Below are 15,946 nucleotides of genomic sequence, written 5' to 3'. Positions count from 1 at the left end.
GCGCTTCACGCCCTTCCCCTCCTGCTGTGCGGGAGGGGCGGTCGGACCCTGGGTGGCACCCCGCGGTGTGCCTGGTCCGGATCACGCCAGTTTCATGCGGTGCGATGCCGCGCAGCGCAGCCCAAGGCTGAAAAGAGGTGGTCAACATGCCGGCACCCCCACCGATCTCGGCGGAGTCTGGCGCGCCGTATAGTGTCTGCCTCAGTTTCGAGTCAGGCCCTGCCGCCCGCATGTACCGCTATCTCATTATCGAAGACGACGCGCTGAACGCGCGCTACATCGCCGAAGGCCTGCGCCAGCAGGGCGCGCAGGTGGCGGTGTGCAGCGATGGTGTGCAGGGCATCGCCATGGCCGTGGGCGAGAGCTGGGACGTGATCATCCTCGACCGCATGCTGCCCAACGGCTTCGACGGCCTGCAGATCCTGCAGACGCTGCGCTCCATGGGCAAGCAGACGCCGGTGCTGGTGCTCAGCGCCCTGTCGGCCACGGACGAGCGCGTGCGCGGCCTCAAGGCCGGCTGCGACGACTACCTGACCAAGCCCTTTGCCTTCTCCGAGCTCTCGGCGCGCCTGGAGGCCCTGGTGCGCCGCGCCCAGATCCCGGCCCCTGCGCGCGAGATGCGCCTGGCCGACCTGCGGCTGAACCTGCTCACGCGCAGCGCCGAGCGTGCGGGCCAGCCGCTGGCCCTGCAGCCGCGCGAGTTCCGCCTGCTGGCCTTTCTGATGCAGCATGCGCACCAGATCGTCACGCGCACCATGCTGCTGGAGTCGGTGTGGGACTACCGGTTCGACCCGCAGACCAATGTCATCGACGTGCACATCAGCCGCCTGCGCGGCAAGGTGGACAAGGGCTTCGAGCCTGCGCTGATCCACACCGTGCGCGGCGTGGGCTACAGCCTGTCGGACCGGCCGCAGGACCTGCCGCAGGTGGCCTGACCCCATGTCGCTGGCCAAGCCCTGGAGCTCCACGGCCTTCCGGCTGGCGCTGACCTACGGCGTGCTGCTGGTGCTGACCATGTCCATCGTGCTGTCGGTGTTCTACGTGCAGACCGTGGGCGTGCTGCGCATGCGCATGGACCGGCAGGCCGAGAACCACATGCGCCGCCTGGTCGAGCACCGCGACAAGTACGGCGAGCCCGCGCTGGAGGCCGAGATCCAGCAGACCCTGCTGGACGGCGTCAACACCGATACCGAAATCCTCATCCTCATGGATGGCGAGGGCAACCCCATCATCGGCAATGCCGACGTGGTGCCGGCGCGCCGGCTCACCGAGATGGGCGTGCGCGACCTCAAGGTGCGGCGCAATGGCAAGATCATCGCCGGCCGCGTGGCCGTGGCCCAGCTGTCCGACGGCAAGCTGCTGGCCGTGGGCAGCGACATGCAGGTGCAAAGCGATGTGGAGGAGCTGTTCGGCCGCGCCAGCCTGCTGGCCGGCCTGGTGGCCCTGGGCATGGCCGTGCTGGGCGCCGGGGCCTTCCGGCGCGTGGTGGAAGAGCGTGCCGCCGACATCCGCAGCACCATGGCGCGCGTGGCCACGGGCGACCTGCGCCAGCGCATTCCGGTCACGCGCCGCGACGATGAGTTCACGCTGCTCAACCGCGACATCAACACCATGCTGGACCGGCTGGAGCTGTTGATGGACGGCATACGCCATGTCTCCAACACCATCGCCCACAACCTGCGCACGCCGCTGACGCGCATCCTGCTGCGCCTGCGCAATGCCCAGCAGGCCACGCCCGAGGAAAAGAACGAGACGCTGGCACTGGTGGCCCAGGAAGTGGCCGAACTGGGCGTGGTCTTCGACAAGCTGCTGCAGATTGCCGAAGTGGAAAGCGGCGCCAGCCGCAAGAACTTCGCGCCCGTGGACCTGCGTGCCCTGCTGGTCGACGTGGTGGAGTTCTACGAACCGCTGGTCGAGGACGCAGGCGGCGTGCTGCGCCTGGAGGTCGAGGGCATGCCCATGGCGCTGGGCGACGGCGACCTGCTGGCCAGCGCCGTGGCCAACCTCGTGGACAACGCCATCAAGTACGGATCACTGCCCGACAGCGACCACGGCGCCGACATGCTGCTGCGCGCGGGCGTGGCCCACGAGCACGGCATAGACGGCGGCGCCTGGGGCGTGGAAATCATCGTGCAGGACCGCGGCCCCGGCGTGGACGCGCAGACGCGCGAGAAGATGAGCACCCGCTTTTACCGCGCCGAATCGGACCGCGAAGGCTATGGCCTGGGCCTGGCCAGCGTGCTGGCCATCGTGCAGCTGCACGGCGGCAAGCTGGGCTTCGAGAACATGCATCCGGGCCTGCAGGCAAGGATCTGGCTGCCCGGGTTGCCCACGGCCTGAAGCCGTTTCAGCGGTCCTTGTGACCGTAGGCGCAAAAGCCGGGCTTGGGCCCCTTCTTGGGGTGCAGGCGACAGGTTTCGGGCCGCTTGTCGTATACCGTGCAGCGCCGCGACTTGGCATCCAGGAAATTGCAGTCCCCGCTGGCGCGCCGCGCCATGGTGAAGATGTTGTGCTTGGGGTTGTAGTGGTCGATCAGCCGCATCTTCATCAGCCGCTTGGCGATGAGCTTGGGCTCCACGTTGTCCACCTCGAACGGATCCACCAGTTCCAGCCGCACCAGATCGGGCAGCTGCACCTCCAGCGGCATGGTGCAGCAGTTGGCCGCACAGCTGTCGCACATGCCGGGCTTGTATTTGCTCCAGGAGTCGAGGCGGTCGACGTCGACGATGCTGATGGGGGATCTCATGGTGGGGGATGGGCGTGTGCAGGGCCGCTATTTTTCGCCAGAAAGCCCGGCGGCGGTTGCCGCGCCGGCGTAGCCAAGCGACGGGGCGGGTCTTTGGGGGACGCTGCCCCTGCATCCATCCCCTGGCCTTCAGGCCGGCCGCTTCCTCAACAGGTATTTCTGAAACCCGTCGGACACCCGCTCGTCGCGCTGGTTCAGCACCTCGGTGGCCAGGGTCAGCACGCCCGTGGTGTTGCCGGGCTTGAGCTCGGACACCGTCAGCGTGCAGTACAGCGTGTCGCCCACATAGACAGGGGCCAGGAAGCGGCTGCCCTGCTCCAGAAAGCCCTTGAGCGATTCCTCGACCATGTGCGGGAACAGGCCGGCGCCCGCCGCCGTCTGTATGGCCACCTGGTAGCCGTGGGCCAGCATATGGGGCATGCCGCGCGCACGGCAGTACTCCACGTCGTAGTGCACGGGATGGTTGTCGCCGCTGGCCAGCTGGAAGGCGGCGAACAGGGCATCGGTCATGGTGCGCGAGGGCAGGGCGAAGACCTCGCCCAGCGCGAAGTCTTCAAAGTAGCGCTGGGCGCACAGGGATGGGTGGCGTGGCATGGCGACTCTCCTCAGTTCGCGCTCATGTGGGCGGCGCGGGCGACCTTGCCCCATTTGTCCAGCTCCTGCTTGAGGAAGGCGGCCAGCGCCTGGGGGCGCGGCTGTTTTTCCAGCACCAGGCCCATGTCGTAGGCCTTTTTCTGCAGCCCGGCATCGTCCACCGTGGCCTGCAGGCTGGACTGCAGGCGGGCGATCAGTGCTGGCGGCGTGCCTGCGGGGGCGAACACGGCGTTCCAGGTATAGGCCTCGTAGCCGGGCACCTGCTCGGCGATGGCCGGGGTGTCGGGCGTCTGCGGCAGGCGCTGGGCCATGGTGGTGGCCAGCAGGCGCACCGTGCCCGCCTTGACCTGGGCCAGGCCCGTGGGGGCGCTGTCCAGCATGAAGGCCAGGTGCCCGCCGATGAGGTCCTGTATGGCTGGCGCACTGCCCCGGTAGGGCACATGCTGGGCCCGGGTGCCCGCCATCAGGTTCAGCAACTCCGCGCCCAGGTGCGGAGCGCTGCCCACGCCCGCCGATGCATAGCTGACCTGGCCGGGCCGCGCCCGCAGATAGGCCAGGAAATCCGGCAGGCTCTGCACGGGCAGCCGCTTGTCCACCACCAGCACCAGTGGCGCCCTGGCGAGCAATCCCACGGGCGCGAAGTCTTCCTCCGTGCGGTAGCCCAGCTTGTCGTGGATGTAGGGATTGACGGCATGCGCCACCGTGGTCAGCAGCAGGGTGTAGCCGTCAGGGGCTGCCTTGGCAACCGCCTCCGTGCCGACCAGGGTGCCGGCACCCGTGCGGTTCTCGATCACCACGGGCGTGCCCAGCTTCTGGCTCCAGACATCGGCCATGGCGCGGCCGAAGGTGTCGGTGGGGCCGCCTGCCGCATAGGGAATCACCAGCTTGATGGGGCGCGCAGGATAGTCCTGCGCCCCGGCCGCGCCGGCGGCCAGAAGCAGTGCGGTGAGCAGGGTTTGGCGTCTTGCCGTCTTGAAGTCCATAATTTTCTCCGTTGTCTCCTGGCGCCGACTATAGAAATGCGCTGCCAATGCGGCCAGTCGAATCATTGATAGGGCGGTTAGAAACCGTCTAACACCAAGGAAATGCCCCCGGCGGGCATGCAACGGATGCGATATGAATTGACGGATCTCAGGGTTTTCCTTGCCATTGCCCAGGCCAAAAGCCTCAGCGCAGGCGCGGCTGAAATGCATTTGACGGCGCCATCGGCCAGCTACCGGCTCAAGAATCTGGAGCAGGCCATGGGTGCATCGTTGTTTGAAAGAACGTCCAAAGGCATGGTGCTGACCCCGGCGGGAATGACGGTCAAGAAATACGCCGATTCCATTTTCGGCAGCGTGGACCGCTTGCACGGAGAAATGCAAAGACACATCAACGGAATATCGGGACATATCCGCGTCTTTGCCAACAGCAGCACGCTGACGGGAATCGCGCCCGTGCTCAGCCGCTATCTGGCCCATTATCCGAACGTCAATGTGGACCTGGAGGAGCGCCTGAGCGAAGACACGGTGCGCGCCGTGCTCGACGGCAGTGCCGATGTGGGCCTGGTGGCCGGCCAGATCGATCTGCACGGCCTGCATGCCATCACCTATGGCCACGATGAACTGGTGTTTGTGGTGCCCGCTGGCCACCCCTTGGCCGCCAGCAGCAGGGTGCCGCTGGAAACCGCGCTGACCTACGATCTGGTCTCGATCGGCCGCAAGACCAGCAACTTCCTCTACCTCCAAGGCATGGCGTCCAGGCTGGGCATGAATCCCAGGGTACGTGTGCACGCACCTACGTTCGAGGCCGTGCTGCAGTGCGTGCAGGAAGGCGTGGGCATTGCGCTGGTGCCACGCTCCATTGCCCGGCCGGCGCTGCAGGCGCGCAGGCTGGCTGCCGTGGGCCTGGACGAGGCCTGGGCGCAGCGCGAGCAGAAGGTGGTCACGCGCGAACCCGAAACCCTGCCCGCCTATGCCCGCGATTTCGTGGCCTATGTGGCGGCCCAGCCTTTGCCCGAGGAAGGCGCCGTGCAGGAATCCCTGCCTTAGAAGATTTGGAATTCCGCTTAGAAAATGCCGACTGGCTGGGTGATGGTCGCACTTCTAGAATGCGGCGAATCGAATATTCGCCTCGTTCAAGAAAATGCAGACACGCCCATTGGATGGTTTGACGGTATTGGCCATGGAACACGCCGTGGCAGGGCCTTTTGCCAGCCGGCAACTGGCGGACCTGGGTGCCAGGGTCATCAAGCTGGAACGATTGCCCGATGGGGATTTTGCACGGGGCTATGACGACAAGGTCCATGGTGAATCATCCTTTTTTGTCTGGGCCAATCGGGGAAAGCAGAGCCTGGCTGCGGATATCAAGACCGCCGAGGGGCAGCATGTCGTCGGGAAAATACTGGAAAACGCCGATATCCTGATCCAGAACCTGGCACCGGGTGCCATGCAGAGAATGGGCATGGATTTCGGCAGCCTGCATGAGAAATATCCGCGTCTCATCGTCTGCGATATATCGGGCTATGGCGAAGGCGGCCCGCTCAGCGACAAAAAGGCCTACGACCTGCTGATCCAGGCGGCAGCCGGCCTGATCTCGGTCACGGGCACGCCTGATCAGCCCGCGCGCGTGGGCATTTCCATCGCCGATATCGCGGCCGGCATGTATGCCTACTCGGGCATTTTGTCCGCCCTGCTGCAGCGTGCCCGCACCGGCCGGGGCCTGCGCGTGGAGGTGTCCATGCTGGAGGCGCTGGCCGAATGGATGTCCTACCCGCTGAACTTCGCCCATTACGGCGGCACGGCGCCTGCGCGCAGCGGGCTGACCCATCCTTCCATCGCGCCCTATGGCCAGTACACGGCCGGTGACGGCCGGAGCCTGATCTTCGGCCTGCAGAACGACCGCGAATGGCACAGCTTCTGCACCCATGTGCTGCAGCAGCCCGCGCTGGCGCAGGACGCGTGCTTTGCCACCAACCTGCAGCGCGTGGCGCACCGTGCGGAACTCGATGCGGTGATCGCATCGGTGCTGGCCCACCTGAGCCGCGAACAGGCCATGCAGCGCCTGGATGCAGGCGGCATCGCCAACGCGCCGCTCAACGACATGCACGCGGTCTGGAACCATCCCCAACTGCAGGCGCGCCAACGCTGGCGCGAAGTCGCCACGCCCGCCGGCTGCATCCAGGCCCTGCTGCCCCCGGCCACGCTGTCGGATGCCGAAGCCGCCATGGGCGCCGTGCCCGCGCTGGGCGAGCACACGCAGGCGCTGTGGGAGGAGTTTGGCGGGCAGGCTCGAGGCCGGCAAGAGTGATGCCCGATGGGTCCAGGCGGGCGATGGTGGTTGAACTACGCAACCCATTCGAGCGTGGCGAACTCGACCGCTTCCTTGGTTGTCATCGGCTCTCTTGAGAGGGATGAAGAGGGTAGCGCTCAGGCCGAGAGCGCTGCGCGCAAGCGCTCGATGCTTCGCCGCCGCTCGGCGCGCGCTTCGAGCGCCTGCGCCATATCGACTTCGACAAAGCGCGCCTTGTGGTTTGGCTGCATCTGGGCGATGAGATCCATGTCGGCGCTGATGACGGTGCCGACCATCGCGTAGCCGCCGCCCGAGACCGCGTCGCGGTGCAGGATGATCGGTTCGCGTCCGCCTGGCACCTGGATGGAACCGTATGGGTAGCCCGCATCGACGATGTTCGACGGGTCGTCGCCCGCGCCGAATGGCGGCGTGCGCTCGTGGAACTTCAGCGGCGTGCCGTTCTTGTAGCGGTAGCCGATGCGGTCGGCCTCGGAACCGACGGTCCAGGTGTCGGCGAAGAAGCTCTGCACCGACACCTCCTGCAGTCGGTGGAAATAGATGCCCGGCAGCACACGCAGGACCACTTCCTTGTCGAGCACCGGCAGCAATGCGGCCTCCACCGTGCGACCCGCGCGGGCGGTGGCGGACGGTACTCCCACGGGCAGTCTGTCGCCGGCCAGCAGCTTGCGGCCATTGAGGCCGCCGAATGCGCCCAGGCCATAGGTCGAGCGGCTGCCCAGCACCACCGGCACGTCGATGCCGCCGGCCACGGCGATGCACATGCGCGCGCCGAGCTTCATGAAGTCGAAGCCGAGCCTGTCGCCGGCCTGCACCGCGAATGCGGTATTGCGTGGCACCTCATTGCCGTTGAGCTTGATCTTCGCGTCGGCGCCGGTCACGGCCACCAGCGCGGGCGCGTCGAACTGCAGCTCGGGCCCGAGCAGCGTGCTTTCGATGACGGCCGCACCTTCGTCGTTGCCGACCAGCAGGTTTGCGAGCACCAGGCTTTGCTGGTCGAGCGCACCCGACAGCGGAATACCCAGGTGGTAGTAGCCGGGGCGGCCGGCGTCCTGCACGCTGGTCGCGAGGCCGGGCTTGAGCACTTCAATCGCCATGGAGCACTTTCAGGAGCTGTTGGTTGTAGCCGCCCGGGTCGGCCAGGAAATCGTTGAGCGAGAACGACACTGGCGCGATGCGCAGCGCGTAGGTGCCGGCCTCGACCTGCGCGATCTGGCGGTCGTACTCGGCGCGGTCAATGGGCTTGTACTTGACGATGTCGCCGGGCTGGAAGAACACCATCAGCTCCTTCAGGTAGGACAGCCGTTGCGCCGGGTCGAAGATGGGCGCGGGCGTGACACCGAACATCTGGTAGCCGCCCGCCCCACGCACCGAGTAGATGCAGCTGAAGCAACCGCCATGGCCCAGCGTGAGCCTGGGCGTGTCGGTGCGCGGGCTCAGGTACTTGGGCACCTGGATCTGGCGCTGGCGCTCGACCATCTGGAAGAGAAAGGGCAGGCCGGCCACGAAGCCGACCATCGACACGAACCAGGGCGCCGACGAGTGCGCCTCGATGAAGGCCTCGACCGAGACGTGGCCGTTGATGCGCGCCGCGTACTCGATGTCGGTGCCCGACGGGTCCTGGTGCCGCTCGCGAAAGCGCATCAGCGTCTCGTGCGTCCACGGGTCGTTGTAGAGCACGGGAATCTCGACGATGCGCGTCTGCATCTGCAGGTCGGCATCGCCCAGGCCCGCTTCGATGTCTTTGAGCATGGCCAGCAGTGCGTCGGGCGCGATCGCATCGGGATCGAAGCGCACGAGGTAGGCGGCGTTGGCGGGACAGATCTCGGTCACGCCCGTGATCTCGCCCGCCTGTGCGCGGCGGCGCAGCTCGTTGCAGATGGCCATGCCTTTGAAGAATGCGGGCAGCGACATCTCTTCGCTGATCTCGACGAACAGGTGCTCGTCGCCGCCGAAGCTGTAGCGGGCCTGGGTGGGGAGGGTGCTGGCAGCGGTCATGCGGTCACCTCCGCAAGTGGGGCGGGTGCGTCGGCCAGCGGATTCACCGCCAGCCAGGTTTCGAGAAAGCCCGTGTGGAATGCGGCCTGCGCCACGCCCGCGTCCTCGCACAGTGCGCGGTGCAACGGGATCGTGGTGTGGATGCCTTCGACCTGCAGCTCGTCGAGCGCGCGCCGCATGCGGGCCAGCGCACCGGCGCGATCGGTGTCGTGCACGATCAGCTTGCCCAGCAGCGAGTCGTAGTACGCCGGCACGGTGCAGCCGGGGAACAGCATGGTGTCGAAGCGCACGCCGGGGCCGCCCGGCACCACGAGCTGCGACACGAGGCCCGGGCTTGGCATGAAGTTCTTCGCGGCGTTCTCGGCGTTGATGCGCACCTCGATGGCCGCGCCGGTCAGCCGGATGTCTTCCTGCTGCAGGCGCAGCGGCTGGCCCAGCGCGATGCGCAGCATCTCCTTCACGAGGTCGATGCCGGTGATCATCTCGGTGATGGGGTGCTCGACCTGGATGCGCGTGTTCATCTCGATGAAGAAGAACTCGCGCGTGTCGTCGTCGTACAGGTATTCGAGCGTGCCCGCGCCGCGGTAGGCCACGGCATGGGCCAGCCGCAGCGCCGATTCGCACAGCGCCGCGCGCGTGGCCTCGCTGATGGCGGCCGAGGGCGCTTCTTCCCACACTTTCTGGCGGCGTCGCTGCAGCGAGCATTCGCGCTCGAAGCAGTGAACCACGCGCTGGCCGTCGCCCAGGATCTGCACCTCGATGTGGCGCGCCTGGCGGATGAAGCGTTCGAGGTATACCTCGCCGTTGCCGAAAGCGGCCTGCGCTTCCGCCGTGGCGGTGGCGAACTGCTGGCGCAGCTCGGCTTCGTCGTGCGCCACGCGAATGCCGCGCCCGCCCCCGCCGGCCGAGGCCTTGATCATGATGGGGTAGCCGATGCCCTTTGCCAGCGCGACGGCGCTGTCGGCGTCTGTCACCACGCCCGCGCTGCCGGGCACGGTGGGCACACCGGCCTTCATGGCTGCGGCGCGCGCGGCGGCCTTGTCGCCCATGGTGCGGATCGCGTGCGGCGTCGGGCCGACGAACACCAGGCCCGCGGCCTCGATGCGCTCGGCGAACGCGGCGTTCTCCGACAGGAAACCGTAGCCCGGATGCACGGCGCCGGCGCCGCTGTCGGCTGCCGCTTCAAGAATGGCGTCTACGCTCAGATAGCTCTTGGTGGCATGCGCCGGGCCAATGCGCACGGCTTCGTCGGCCATGCGCACCGCGAGGCTTTGCGCGTCGGCGTCGCTGTAGACGGCGACGGTCTTGAGGCCCAGTTCCTTCGCGGCGCGGATGATGCGCACCGCGATCTCGCCGCGGTTGGCGATGAGCAGTTTGTCGAATGCGGCGGTCATGGTCCGGGGCCTCACGCCGTTTCGATGACGGCCAGCGCTTGGCCAGGATCGACGGGTTCGCCGTTCTCCACGGCAAAGCCCCGCAGCCGTCCGGCCACGTCGGCCGTGACTTCGCTGAACTGCTTCATCACCTCGACCAGGCCGATCACATCGCCCACGGCCACGGTGTCGCCTTCGGCCTTGAACGGCGGCGCGTCAGGCGCCGAACGGCGGTAGAAGGTGCCCGGCAGCGGGCTCAGGACTTCATGGGTAGCGGGCATCGATGCACTCCTGGAAACGGGAACAAGAACGAAAGCGGGAAGAACGGAAAAGCTCAAGGCTGCGCCGGCGCAGCTGCATCGGCAAAACCTGCAACTTCGATGCCGTGCTCGGCCAGTGCGCGGCGCGTGGCCTTCACGAGCGCCAGCGCGCCGGGCGTGTCGCTGTGGATGCACACCGAGTCGAAGCCGATCGCCACGTCCTGGCCTTCGACCGTGCGCACCACGCCTTCGGTGCAGGCGCGCAGCACCTTGGCGGCCACGGCCTCGGGTTCGAGCGCGCCGACGCGGCGGGTGAAGACGATGGAGCCGCTCAGGTCGTAGTCGCGGTCGGCATAGAACTCGCGCGCCACGGGCTGGCCCAATTCGCACGCCACCTGGAAGGTGACGGACGATTCCATGCAGAACAGGCGCAGCGTCGGTTCGATCTGCTGCAGGGCCGTGACGAGTGCGCGCGACAGCGTCTCGTCGCGCGCCGCATGCATGTAGAGCGCGCCGTGCGGCTTGATGTGCTGCAGCGTCATGCCGGCCAGCCGCGCGAATTCGCGCAGCGCGCCGAGCTGGTAGACCATGTCGTTCACCAGCTCGTCGGCCGGTGCATCGATATGGCGGCGCCCGAAGCCCACGAGGTCGCGAAAGCCCGGGTGCGCGCCGATGCCCACGCCGTTTTCCCGGGCCAACAACACCGTCTTGCGCATGATGTTCGGATCACCCGCATGAAAGCCTGTGGCGATATTGGCCGAACTGATCAACGGCATCAATTGCTGGTCCACACCATCGCCGATGGTCCATGGACCAAAGCTCTCGCCCATGTCGGAGTTCAGATCAATCAGCGTCTTCTTCACTTTTTTGCCTTTTGTTGTTGGCACGGCCCGATGGCGGCAATGCGGGACAAGGTGAAGATTAGTGAGCTGAAAATCGGCTGAAAAGCATTATTTACAGGCGATGCGATATCTGAAAAACAGATACGCCGACTGCCTGCAATGAGCGCTACCCTGTAGATCAGTGAATCCTCGGTATCGGATTTGCACGCGCTGGCATGTAATTTTTGAGAGATAAGTAAATACCCCAGGAAGACCGCACCATGTCTCTCACCCTTCGCCAGCTCAAGTACTTCACGGCGGTGGCCGAAGTGGGTCGCATCTCACATGCGGCACTGCAACTCAACATCTCGCAATCGGCGGTGACCACGGCAGTCCGGGAGCTGGAGGAAATGCTGGGGCAGCAGCTGTTTGAGCGACAGCCTCATGGCGTGGAACTGACCCGGGCCGGACGGCGTTTTCTGAGCCATGCCTATGCCGTGCTCTCGGCTGCAGACGAGGCGATCCGCATGCCGCATGAGGGAGTGAATGTCGAGGGGACGCTGACCATTGCCGCCACCTACACGGTGCTCGGCTACTTCTTGCCCCATCACCTTCAGCGTTTCGAGCAATTGCATCCGCAGATCAAGGTCAAGGTGCACGAAGTAGTGCGTGAAGCCATTGAGGAGGGGCTGATCACGCAGCAATACGACATGGGCGTACTGCTCACCTCCAATGTGGTGCTGCGCGAGCTGTCGCTCGAGACATTCTTTGGCTCGCAACGCCGACTGTGGGTGCCGGCCAAGCATGCGCTGCTCGAAAAGGCGGAAGTCACGCTGGCCGATGTGGCGGCCGAGCCCTACATCCTGCTCACCGTGGACGAGGCTGCGGGCACTGCATTGAAATATTGGAGCAAGACGCCGTACCAGCCTCGGATCAGGCTGCGCACGAGCTCTGTAGAAGCAGTGCGCAGCACCGTGGCGAATGGCCTTGGCGTGACCGTTCTCTCGGATATGGTTTACCGACCTTGGTCGCTGGAGGGAAAGCGCATTGAAACCATCAGTCTGCGCGACGCCGTGCCTACGATGAACATCGGGCTTGGGTGGAAGCAAGGCATCGAATTTTCCCCAGCGATGTCGGCGTTTCGCGACTACTTTAGGCAGTTGTTTCTCGAGCCGGTCGTGCATCAAGGCAGAAGGAGGCCCGGCGGTTGATGTCGTTGGTCGGACATGCTCCGAATTTCTCGCGCATGCGAATGCATCAATTGAAGAATGCGGGCGATGCTTGGGGAAGGTCTGCATCAATCGCCTGACGACCTGCTTGGCATCGACGTGGAGCACTGAGACGATACGCAGCCTGAAGCAGCACAGCCTGGGCTTGGGACAGACAGCCCAAGCGAACGCGGCGCGGGGTGTTCCTGGACGAGATGGAGAAGGTCGCGACTTGGGCCGACCTTGTGATCCTGGTGTCGCCCTTTTTGCCGCAGGGCAAGCGCGGCCGCCCCCTGTTCCCGTGCGAGACCATGTTGCGCATCCACTTCATGCAACAGTGGTTCGCGCTGGGCGACCCAGCGATGGAGGAAGCGTTGCACGACCTGCCGGTGTTCGCGAGCTCGCAGGGCTCGAAGGCTGGGACGAGCGGCTGCCCGACCCGGGTTATCAGTGATGCGGGCTGCTCGATTGCCGCTGCCGTGCTACGGCGCAAACCATGCCAGCTGGCGCCGCTGTACCGATTCGGCGGTTTCGCCCACAAGCTCTTCATAGACCTGTGGCGCGGTGGCGCCTTCGGTGTTGATGAACAGCACGCTCGCGTCGGGGTGCAGGCCTGCCCTGGCGGACAGCGCGCAGTCGCCGCGCAGCACCTCCAGTGCCGCCAGGCCGGCCGTGCCGGATTCCCCGGCAACGATGGGAATGTCGGGGCCGCCCCGGGCCAGGGTGCGCATTGCCGCCACGGCCTGGTCATCCTCGATGGTCATGAAGTGATCGACACTGGGTGCCAGGAAGCGCCAGGCCAGGGGCGAGGTGTCGCCGCAGGCCAGCCCCGCCATCACAGAATCGACCGTGCCCGTGGCCTTGGCGGCATGTCCCTTCATGGCGCTTTGCAGCAGGCAGTCGGCCTGCGCGGGCTCGACGACGATGAAGCATGGCCGTTGCGCGCCATGGAGTTCCCACAGGTAGCTGGCCAGCCCGGCCGCCATGCCGCCCACCCCCGCCTGCAGGAAGACATGGGTGAAGGCGCCGGCTTCATCGGCGCGAGCCCCGGTCTGCTCGGCGATCTCGGCCGCGATGGTGCCGTAGCCCTGCATCACGTCGCGGGGGATGTCCTCGTAGCCTTCGTAGGAGGTGTCGGAGATGACCTGCCAGCCATGTGCCTGGGCCAGTCGCTCGGCCTCCCGCACCGACGCGTCGTAGTTGCCCGGGACGCGGATGATCTTCGCCCCGAAGTCGGCGATGGCCTTTTCGCGCTCCAGGCTCACCTGTGCGTGCAGGACGATGGCACATCGGCACCCCGCGTCGCGGGCCGCAGCCGCCAGGCTGCGGCCATGGTTGCCATCCGTGGCGCTGACCACGGTGTAGTGCTGCAGCAACTGCGCGTATCGGCCGCTCAGCACCAGGCCCGGCTCCAGCCCGGGATGCAGGCGCACAACCTGGCGCACGAGGGCGACGGACGCGCCCAGCGCCTTGAAGCTGCCCAGGCGGGAGCGCAGCGATTCATCCTTGACGCACATGCGTGCCACGCCCAGCCGCCGGGCCAGCGCGGGCAGCTCGTGCAAGGGTGTGGCCCCGGGTGTGAGGCCGGGCCAGGCGGCCAGCCAGCGGCGGCTTTCCTGGGCGCGCTCGATGCTCATGATCGCGCGAAGTTCGGCGGGGTAAGGCGCGCGCACGGCGCGCGGGTTGGCGTACAGCATGCAGTGTTCCCTCGAAAGGCATGGATGGAGTGCGGGCGTTGGCGGGACAAGGAGGCGGGTTCAGTCGGCCTGGATGCCCGCTTCGCGCACGACCTTCTCCCATTTGGCGGATTCGCCGCGGATGAAGCTGCCAAACGCGTCCGGACCCATGCGCGTGTAGTTCAGCCCCTGGGCCGCCAGTATGGAATGGGCGCTGGGGGACTGCAGGGTCTTGTCAACCTGCGCGGCCAGCATCTGCCGCACCGCCAGCGGCGTGCCCGCGGGCGCCAGCAGCCCGGTCCAGTTCCTCACTTCCACGCCCTGCACGCCCGCTTCGGCAAAGGTGGGGATCTGGGGCAGGGCGGCGGTGCGCACCGTCCCCATCGTGGCCAGGGCGATCAGTTGTCCGCCGCGGATGAAGGGCAGGGCGGGCTGTGCCGTCGCGAAGGACATCGAGACCTGGCCGCCCACCACGTCGGTGATGGCCGGGACATTGCCCTTGTAGGGCACATGCGTGATCGACGTGCCGGTCACCGCCTTGAACAGCTCGCCAGCCAGATGCCCGGTGGTCCCCGTTCCGCCCGATGCGAAAGTCAGCCCGCCCGGCTTTTCCCTCGCACGCGCGATCAGCTCCTTGACCGAGCCCACGTGCAGGGACGGGTGGACCACCAGCACGGTCTCGGCATCGGCGACGAAGGCCACCGGGGTGAAGTCCCTGTCCGCGCGATAGGGCATGCGCTTGTAGATCAGGGGGTTGATGACCTGCGTGCCGATGGTGCCCATGACCAGCACATGGCCGTCGGGCGCGCTCTTGGCCACGGCATCGGCACCGATGTTGCCTCCCGCGCCGGGGCGATTCTCGACCACCACCGGCTGGCCGAAGGCCGTGGTCATGTCCGTGGCGACGAGCCGAGCCAGTGCGTCCGAATAGCCTCCGGCCGGAAACGGCACCACGATCTTCATGGGCCGGGCGGGGAACCTGGCGGCGGGCTCTGCGGCCAGGGATGCAGCGGGCAGTGCGGCCACCGCGAGCACCGCACCTGCCAGGGTGGCGCAATGTCTGGAGAAGATGGTCTTCATGGTGTGCTCCTGCGTGTCTCAGAAGGCCATCTCGGTCAGCGGGACCACGCGCACGCCCTGGCGCTCCAGCTCGGAGCGCACCTGGGTGGCCAGCGCCAGCGCCGTGGGCTCGTCGCCATGCGTGCAGAACGAGCGCAGGGCCGACGGCAGGCGCTTGCCGGAAGGGGTGATGATGGCCTGCTCTTCGACGAAGCGCAGTACCTGGCGTGCGGCCACCTGCGCATCGACGATCACCGCATGGGGTTCGGTGCGCGGCGTCATCAGGCCGGATTCCGTATAGGTCCGGTCGACATAGGCTTCCTCGGCGACCTTCAGGCCCTGCGCATGGCCCGCCTTGACCATCTCGGAGCAGGCATTGGCCACGAAGATCAGCTCTCGGTCCGCCGCGCGTATGCCCCGGGCGATGGCCGTGGCGATCTCCGCGTCATGGTGCGCCATGTTGTTGAGCGCGCCATGCGGCTTGACGTGCGTTACCCGGGCTCCTTGGGCGCTGGCGATGGCCTGCAGGGCGCCGATCTGGTAGGTGACCATGTACTCCAGGTCGCTGGCATTCATGCGGATCTGCCGGCGGCCGAAGCCCCAGATGTCGTTGAAGCCCGGATGCGCGCCGATCGACGCGCCGTGCGCCAGCGCCAGCCTCACGGTCTGCACCATGACCGTGGCATCTCCCGCGTGGAATCCGCAGGCGATGTTGGCCGATCGGATCACCTTCATCAGCTCGGCGTCGTTGCCGATCCGGTACTTGCCGAAGCTCTCGCCCATGTCGGCATTGAGATTGATGTATGGCTGCATCGGGGGCTCCTGGGTTCCGGTAGGGGGCAGAGCCAATGTACGAACCGGCAGAAACTGTGTCCAATGCATTTGTGGACTCTCAGATGTTGCAGGCAATGCATAAGCGGAGG

At 66.4% G+C, this 15,946-nt stretch carries 16 protein-coding genes and 1 pseudogene; 6 read left to right on the top strand and 11 right to left on the bottom strand.

The window, feature by feature from the left end:
* Positions 1 to 230: 230 nt before the first annotated feature.
* Entirely contained in the window at positions 231 to 935 is a 705-nt protein-coding gene (locus ACFPFG_RS18305) for a response regulator transcription factor (protein ID WP_017407046.1), read from the top strand.
* A 4-nt stretch (positions 936 to 939) separates the two neighbouring features.
* Complete coding sequence (locus ACFPFG_RS18300) at positions 940 to 2,340, top strand: sensor histidine kinase (protein WP_380107715.1); 1,401 nt, start codon at positions 940 to 942, stop codon at positions 2,338 to 2,340.
* Positions 2,341 to 2,347: 7 nt separating this feature from the next.
* On the opposite strand, the gene ACFPFG_RS18295 is transcribed toward ACFPFG_RS18300, so the two are convergent.
* The 3 genes from ACFPFG_RS18295 to ACFPFG_RS18285 all read right to left on the bottom strand — a co-directional run bounded on the left by ACFPFG_RS18295 (position 2,348) and on the right by ACFPFG_RS18285 (position 4,323).
* Positions 2,348 to 2,746: a YkgJ family cysteine cluster protein gene (locus ACFPFG_RS18295; RefSeq protein ID WP_013799932.1), complete on the bottom strand. Its 399-nt coding sequence runs from the start codon at positions 2,744 to 2,746 to the stop codon at positions 2,348 to 2,350.
* Between the two features lie 129 nt (positions 2,747 to 2,875).
* On the bottom strand, positions 2,876 to 3,340 hold the full coding sequence (locus ACFPFG_RS18290; RefSeq protein WP_012201953.1) for a MaoC family dehydratase: 465 nt from the start codon (positions 3,338 to 3,340) through the stop codon (positions 2,876 to 2,878).
* 11 nt (positions 3,341 to 3,351) lie between these two features.
* A complete protein-coding gene (locus tag ACFPFG_RS18285) occupies positions 3,352 to 4,323 on the bottom strand; it encodes a tripartite tricarboxylate transporter substrate binding protein (protein ID WP_197954194.1) in 972 nt (323 codons plus the stop codon).
* A gap of 126 nt (positions 4,324 to 4,449) precedes the next feature.
* Here ACFPFG_RS18285 and ACFPFG_RS18280 point away from each other — a divergent pair, with 126 nt between their 5' ends.
* Positions 4,450 to 5,370 (top strand): LysR family transcriptional regulator, encoded by a 921-nt coding sequence (locus ACFPFG_RS18280; RefSeq protein ID WP_026062803.1) that lies wholly within the window; start codon positions 4,450 to 4,452, stop codon positions 5,368 to 5,370.
* Positions 5,371 to 5,464: 94 nt separating this feature from the next.
* Positions 5,465 to 6,628, top strand: a complete 1,164-nt coding sequence (locus tag ACFPFG_RS18275; RefSeq protein ID WP_380107713.1) for a CaiB/BaiF CoA transferase family protein — start codon at positions 5,465 to 5,467, stop codon at positions 6,626 to 6,628.
* A 119-nt stretch (positions 6,629 to 6,747) separates the two neighbouring features.
* Here the strand turns inward: ACFPFG_RS18275 and ACFPFG_RS18270 are convergent, their stop codons facing one another.
* The 5 genes from ACFPFG_RS18270 to ACFPFG_RS18250 are packed head-to-tail and all read right to left on the bottom strand — an operon-like array spanning position 6,748 to position 11,122.
* Positions 6,748 to 7,725: a 5-oxoprolinase subunit C family protein gene (locus ACFPFG_RS18270; protein WP_192368542.1), complete on the bottom strand. Its 978-nt coding sequence runs from the start codon at positions 7,723 to 7,725 to the stop codon at positions 6,748 to 6,750.
* Positions 7,715 to 8,626: a 5-oxoprolinase subunit B family protein gene (locus ACFPFG_RS18265; protein ID WP_043820657.1), complete on the bottom strand. Its 912-nt coding sequence runs from the start codon at positions 8,624 to 8,626 to the stop codon at positions 7,715 to 7,717. Before ACFPFG_RS18265 ends, ACFPFG_RS18270 begins: the two co-directional genes overlap by 11 nt.
* Positions 8,623 to 10,020 (bottom strand): acetyl-CoA carboxylase biotin carboxylase subunit, encoded by a 1,398-nt coding sequence (locus tag ACFPFG_RS18260; protein ID WP_380107710.1) that lies wholly within the window; start codon positions 10,018 to 10,020, stop codon positions 8,623 to 8,625. The genes ACFPFG_RS18265 and ACFPFG_RS18260 overlap by 4 nt, the downstream gene beginning before the upstream one ends.
* A gap of 11 nt (positions 10,021 to 10,031) precedes the next feature.
* Positions 10,032 to 10,280, bottom strand: a complete 249-nt coding sequence (locus ACFPFG_RS18255) for an acetyl-CoA carboxylase (protein WP_012201946.1) — start codon at positions 10,278 to 10,280, stop codon at positions 10,032 to 10,034.
* A gap of 53 nt (positions 10,281 to 10,333) precedes the next feature.
* Positions 10,334 to 11,122 carry a 5-oxoprolinase subunit PxpA gene (locus ACFPFG_RS18250; RefSeq protein WP_380107708.1) on the bottom strand — a complete coding sequence of 263 codons (789 nt, stop codon included), beginning with the start codon at positions 11,120 to 11,122 and terminating at the stop codon, positions 10,334 to 10,336.
* A 239-nt stretch (positions 11,123 to 11,361) separates the two neighbouring features.
* Here ACFPFG_RS18250 and ACFPFG_RS18245 point away from each other — a divergent pair, with 239 nt between their 5' ends.
* Both ACFPFG_RS18245 and ACFPFG_RS18240 read left to right on the top strand, forming a co-directional pair.
* Positions 11,362 to 12,291 (top strand): LysR family transcriptional regulator, encoded by a 930-nt coding sequence (locus ACFPFG_RS18245; protein WP_380107706.1) that lies wholly within the window; start codon positions 11,362 to 11,364, stop codon positions 12,289 to 12,291.
* Between the two features lie 142 nt (positions 12,292 to 12,433).
* Positions 12,434 to 12,727: pseudogene (locus ACFPFG_RS18240) on the top strand (transposase); the annotation flags it as partial.
* Positions 12,728 to 12,770: 43 nt separating this feature from the next.
* On the opposite strand, the gene ACFPFG_RS18235 reads toward ACFPFG_RS18240, so the two are convergent.
* Genes ACFPFG_RS18235 through ACFPFG_RS18225 form a run of 3 tightly spaced genes read right to left on the bottom strand, consistent with a single transcriptional unit; the run spans position 12,771 to position 15,836 of the window.
* Entirely contained in the window at positions 12,771 to 13,985 is a 1,215-nt protein-coding gene (locus tag ACFPFG_RS18235; RefSeq protein ID WP_380107704.1) for a diaminopropionate ammonia-lyase, read from the bottom strand.
* Between the two features lie 60 nt (positions 13,986 to 14,045).
* Positions 14,046 to 15,044: a Bug family tripartite tricarboxylate transporter substrate binding protein gene (locus tag ACFPFG_RS18230; RefSeq protein WP_380107702.1), complete on the bottom strand. Its 999-nt coding sequence runs from the start codon at positions 15,042 to 15,044 to the stop codon at positions 14,046 to 14,048.
* 18 nt (positions 15,045 to 15,062) lie between these two features.
* The gene (locus ACFPFG_RS18225; RefSeq protein ID WP_183018741.1) at positions 15,063 to 15,836 is read right to left on the bottom strand and encodes a LamB/YcsF family protein; all 774 of its coding nucleotides are present in this window, start codon (positions 15,834 to 15,836) and stop codon (positions 15,063 to 15,065) included.
* Positions 15,837 to 15,946: the final 110 nt, after the last annotated feature.

This window comes from Delftia deserti (assembly GCF_042653485.1).
Lineage (GTDB): Bacteria > Pseudomonadota > Gammaproteobacteria > Burkholderiales > Burkholderiaceae_C > Comamonas > Comamonas acidovorans.
The sequence above is the reverse complement of the archived record's forward strand: the minus strand, read 5'-3'. Positions and strand labels throughout refer to the sequence as shown.

What these genes read in the sequence shown, in the direction of transcription:
- ACFPFG_RS18305 (WP_017407046.1), top strand. Translation starts at nt 231, where the DNA reads ATGTACCGCTATCTCATTATCGAAGACGACGCGCTGAACGCGCGCTAC.
- ACFPFG_RS18300 (WP_380107715.1), top strand. Translation starts at nt 940, where the DNA reads ATGTCGCTGGCCAAGCCCTGGAGCTCCACGGCCTTCCGGCTGGCGCTG.
- ACFPFG_RS18295 (WP_013799932.1), bottom strand. Translation starts at nt 2,746, where the DNA reads ATGAGATCCCCCATCAGCATCGTCGACGTCGACCGCCTCGACTCCTGG.
- ACFPFG_RS18290 (WP_012201953.1), bottom strand. Translation starts at nt 3,340, where the DNA reads ATGCCACGCCACCCATCCCTGTGCGCCCAGCGCTACTTTGAAGACTTC.
- ACFPFG_RS18285 (WP_197954194.1), bottom strand. Translation starts at nt 4,323, where the DNA reads ATGGACTTCAAGACGGCAAGACGCCAAACCCTGCTCACCGCACTGCTT.
- ACFPFG_RS18280 (WP_026062803.1), top strand. Translation starts at nt 4,450, where the DNA reads ATGCGATATGAATTGACGGATCTCAGGGTTTTCCTTGCCATTGCCCAG.
- ACFPFG_RS18275 (WP_380107713.1), top strand. Translation starts at nt 5,465, where the DNA reads ATGCAGACACGCCCATTGGATGGTTTGACGGTATTGGCCATGGAACAC.
- ACFPFG_RS18270 (WP_192368542.1), bottom strand. Translation starts at nt 7,725, where the DNA reads ATGGCGATTGAAGTGCTCAAGCCCGGCCTCGCGACCAGCGTGCAGGAC.
- ACFPFG_RS18265 (WP_043820657.1), bottom strand. Translation starts at nt 8,626, where the DNA reads ATGACCGCTGCCAGCACCCTCCCCACCCAGGCCCGCTACAGCTTCGGC.
- ACFPFG_RS18260 (WP_380107710.1), bottom strand. Translation starts at nt 10,020, where the DNA reads ATGACCGCCGCATTCGACAAACTGCTCATCGCCAACCGCGGCGAGATC.
- ACFPFG_RS18255 (WP_012201946.1), bottom strand. Translation starts at nt 10,280, where the DNA reads ATGCCCGCTACCCATGAAGTCCTGAGCCCGCTGCCGGGCACCTTCTAC.
- ACFPFG_RS18245 (WP_380107706.1), top strand. Translation starts at nt 11,362, where the DNA reads ATGTCTCTCACCCTTCGCCAGCTCAAGTACTTCACGGCGGTGGCCGAA.
- ACFPFG_RS18235 (WP_380107704.1), bottom strand. Translation starts at nt 13,985, where the DNA reads ATGCTGTACGCCAACCCGCGCGCCGTGCGCGCGCCTTACCCCGCCGAA.
- ACFPFG_RS18230 (WP_380107702.1), bottom strand. Translation starts at nt 15,044, where the DNA reads ATGAAGACCATCTTCTCCAGACATTGCGCCACCCTGGCAGGTGCGGTG.
- ACFPFG_RS18225 (WP_183018741.1), bottom strand. Translation starts at nt 15,836, where the DNA reads ATGCAGCCATACATCAATCTCAATGCCGACATGGGCGAGAGCTTCGGC.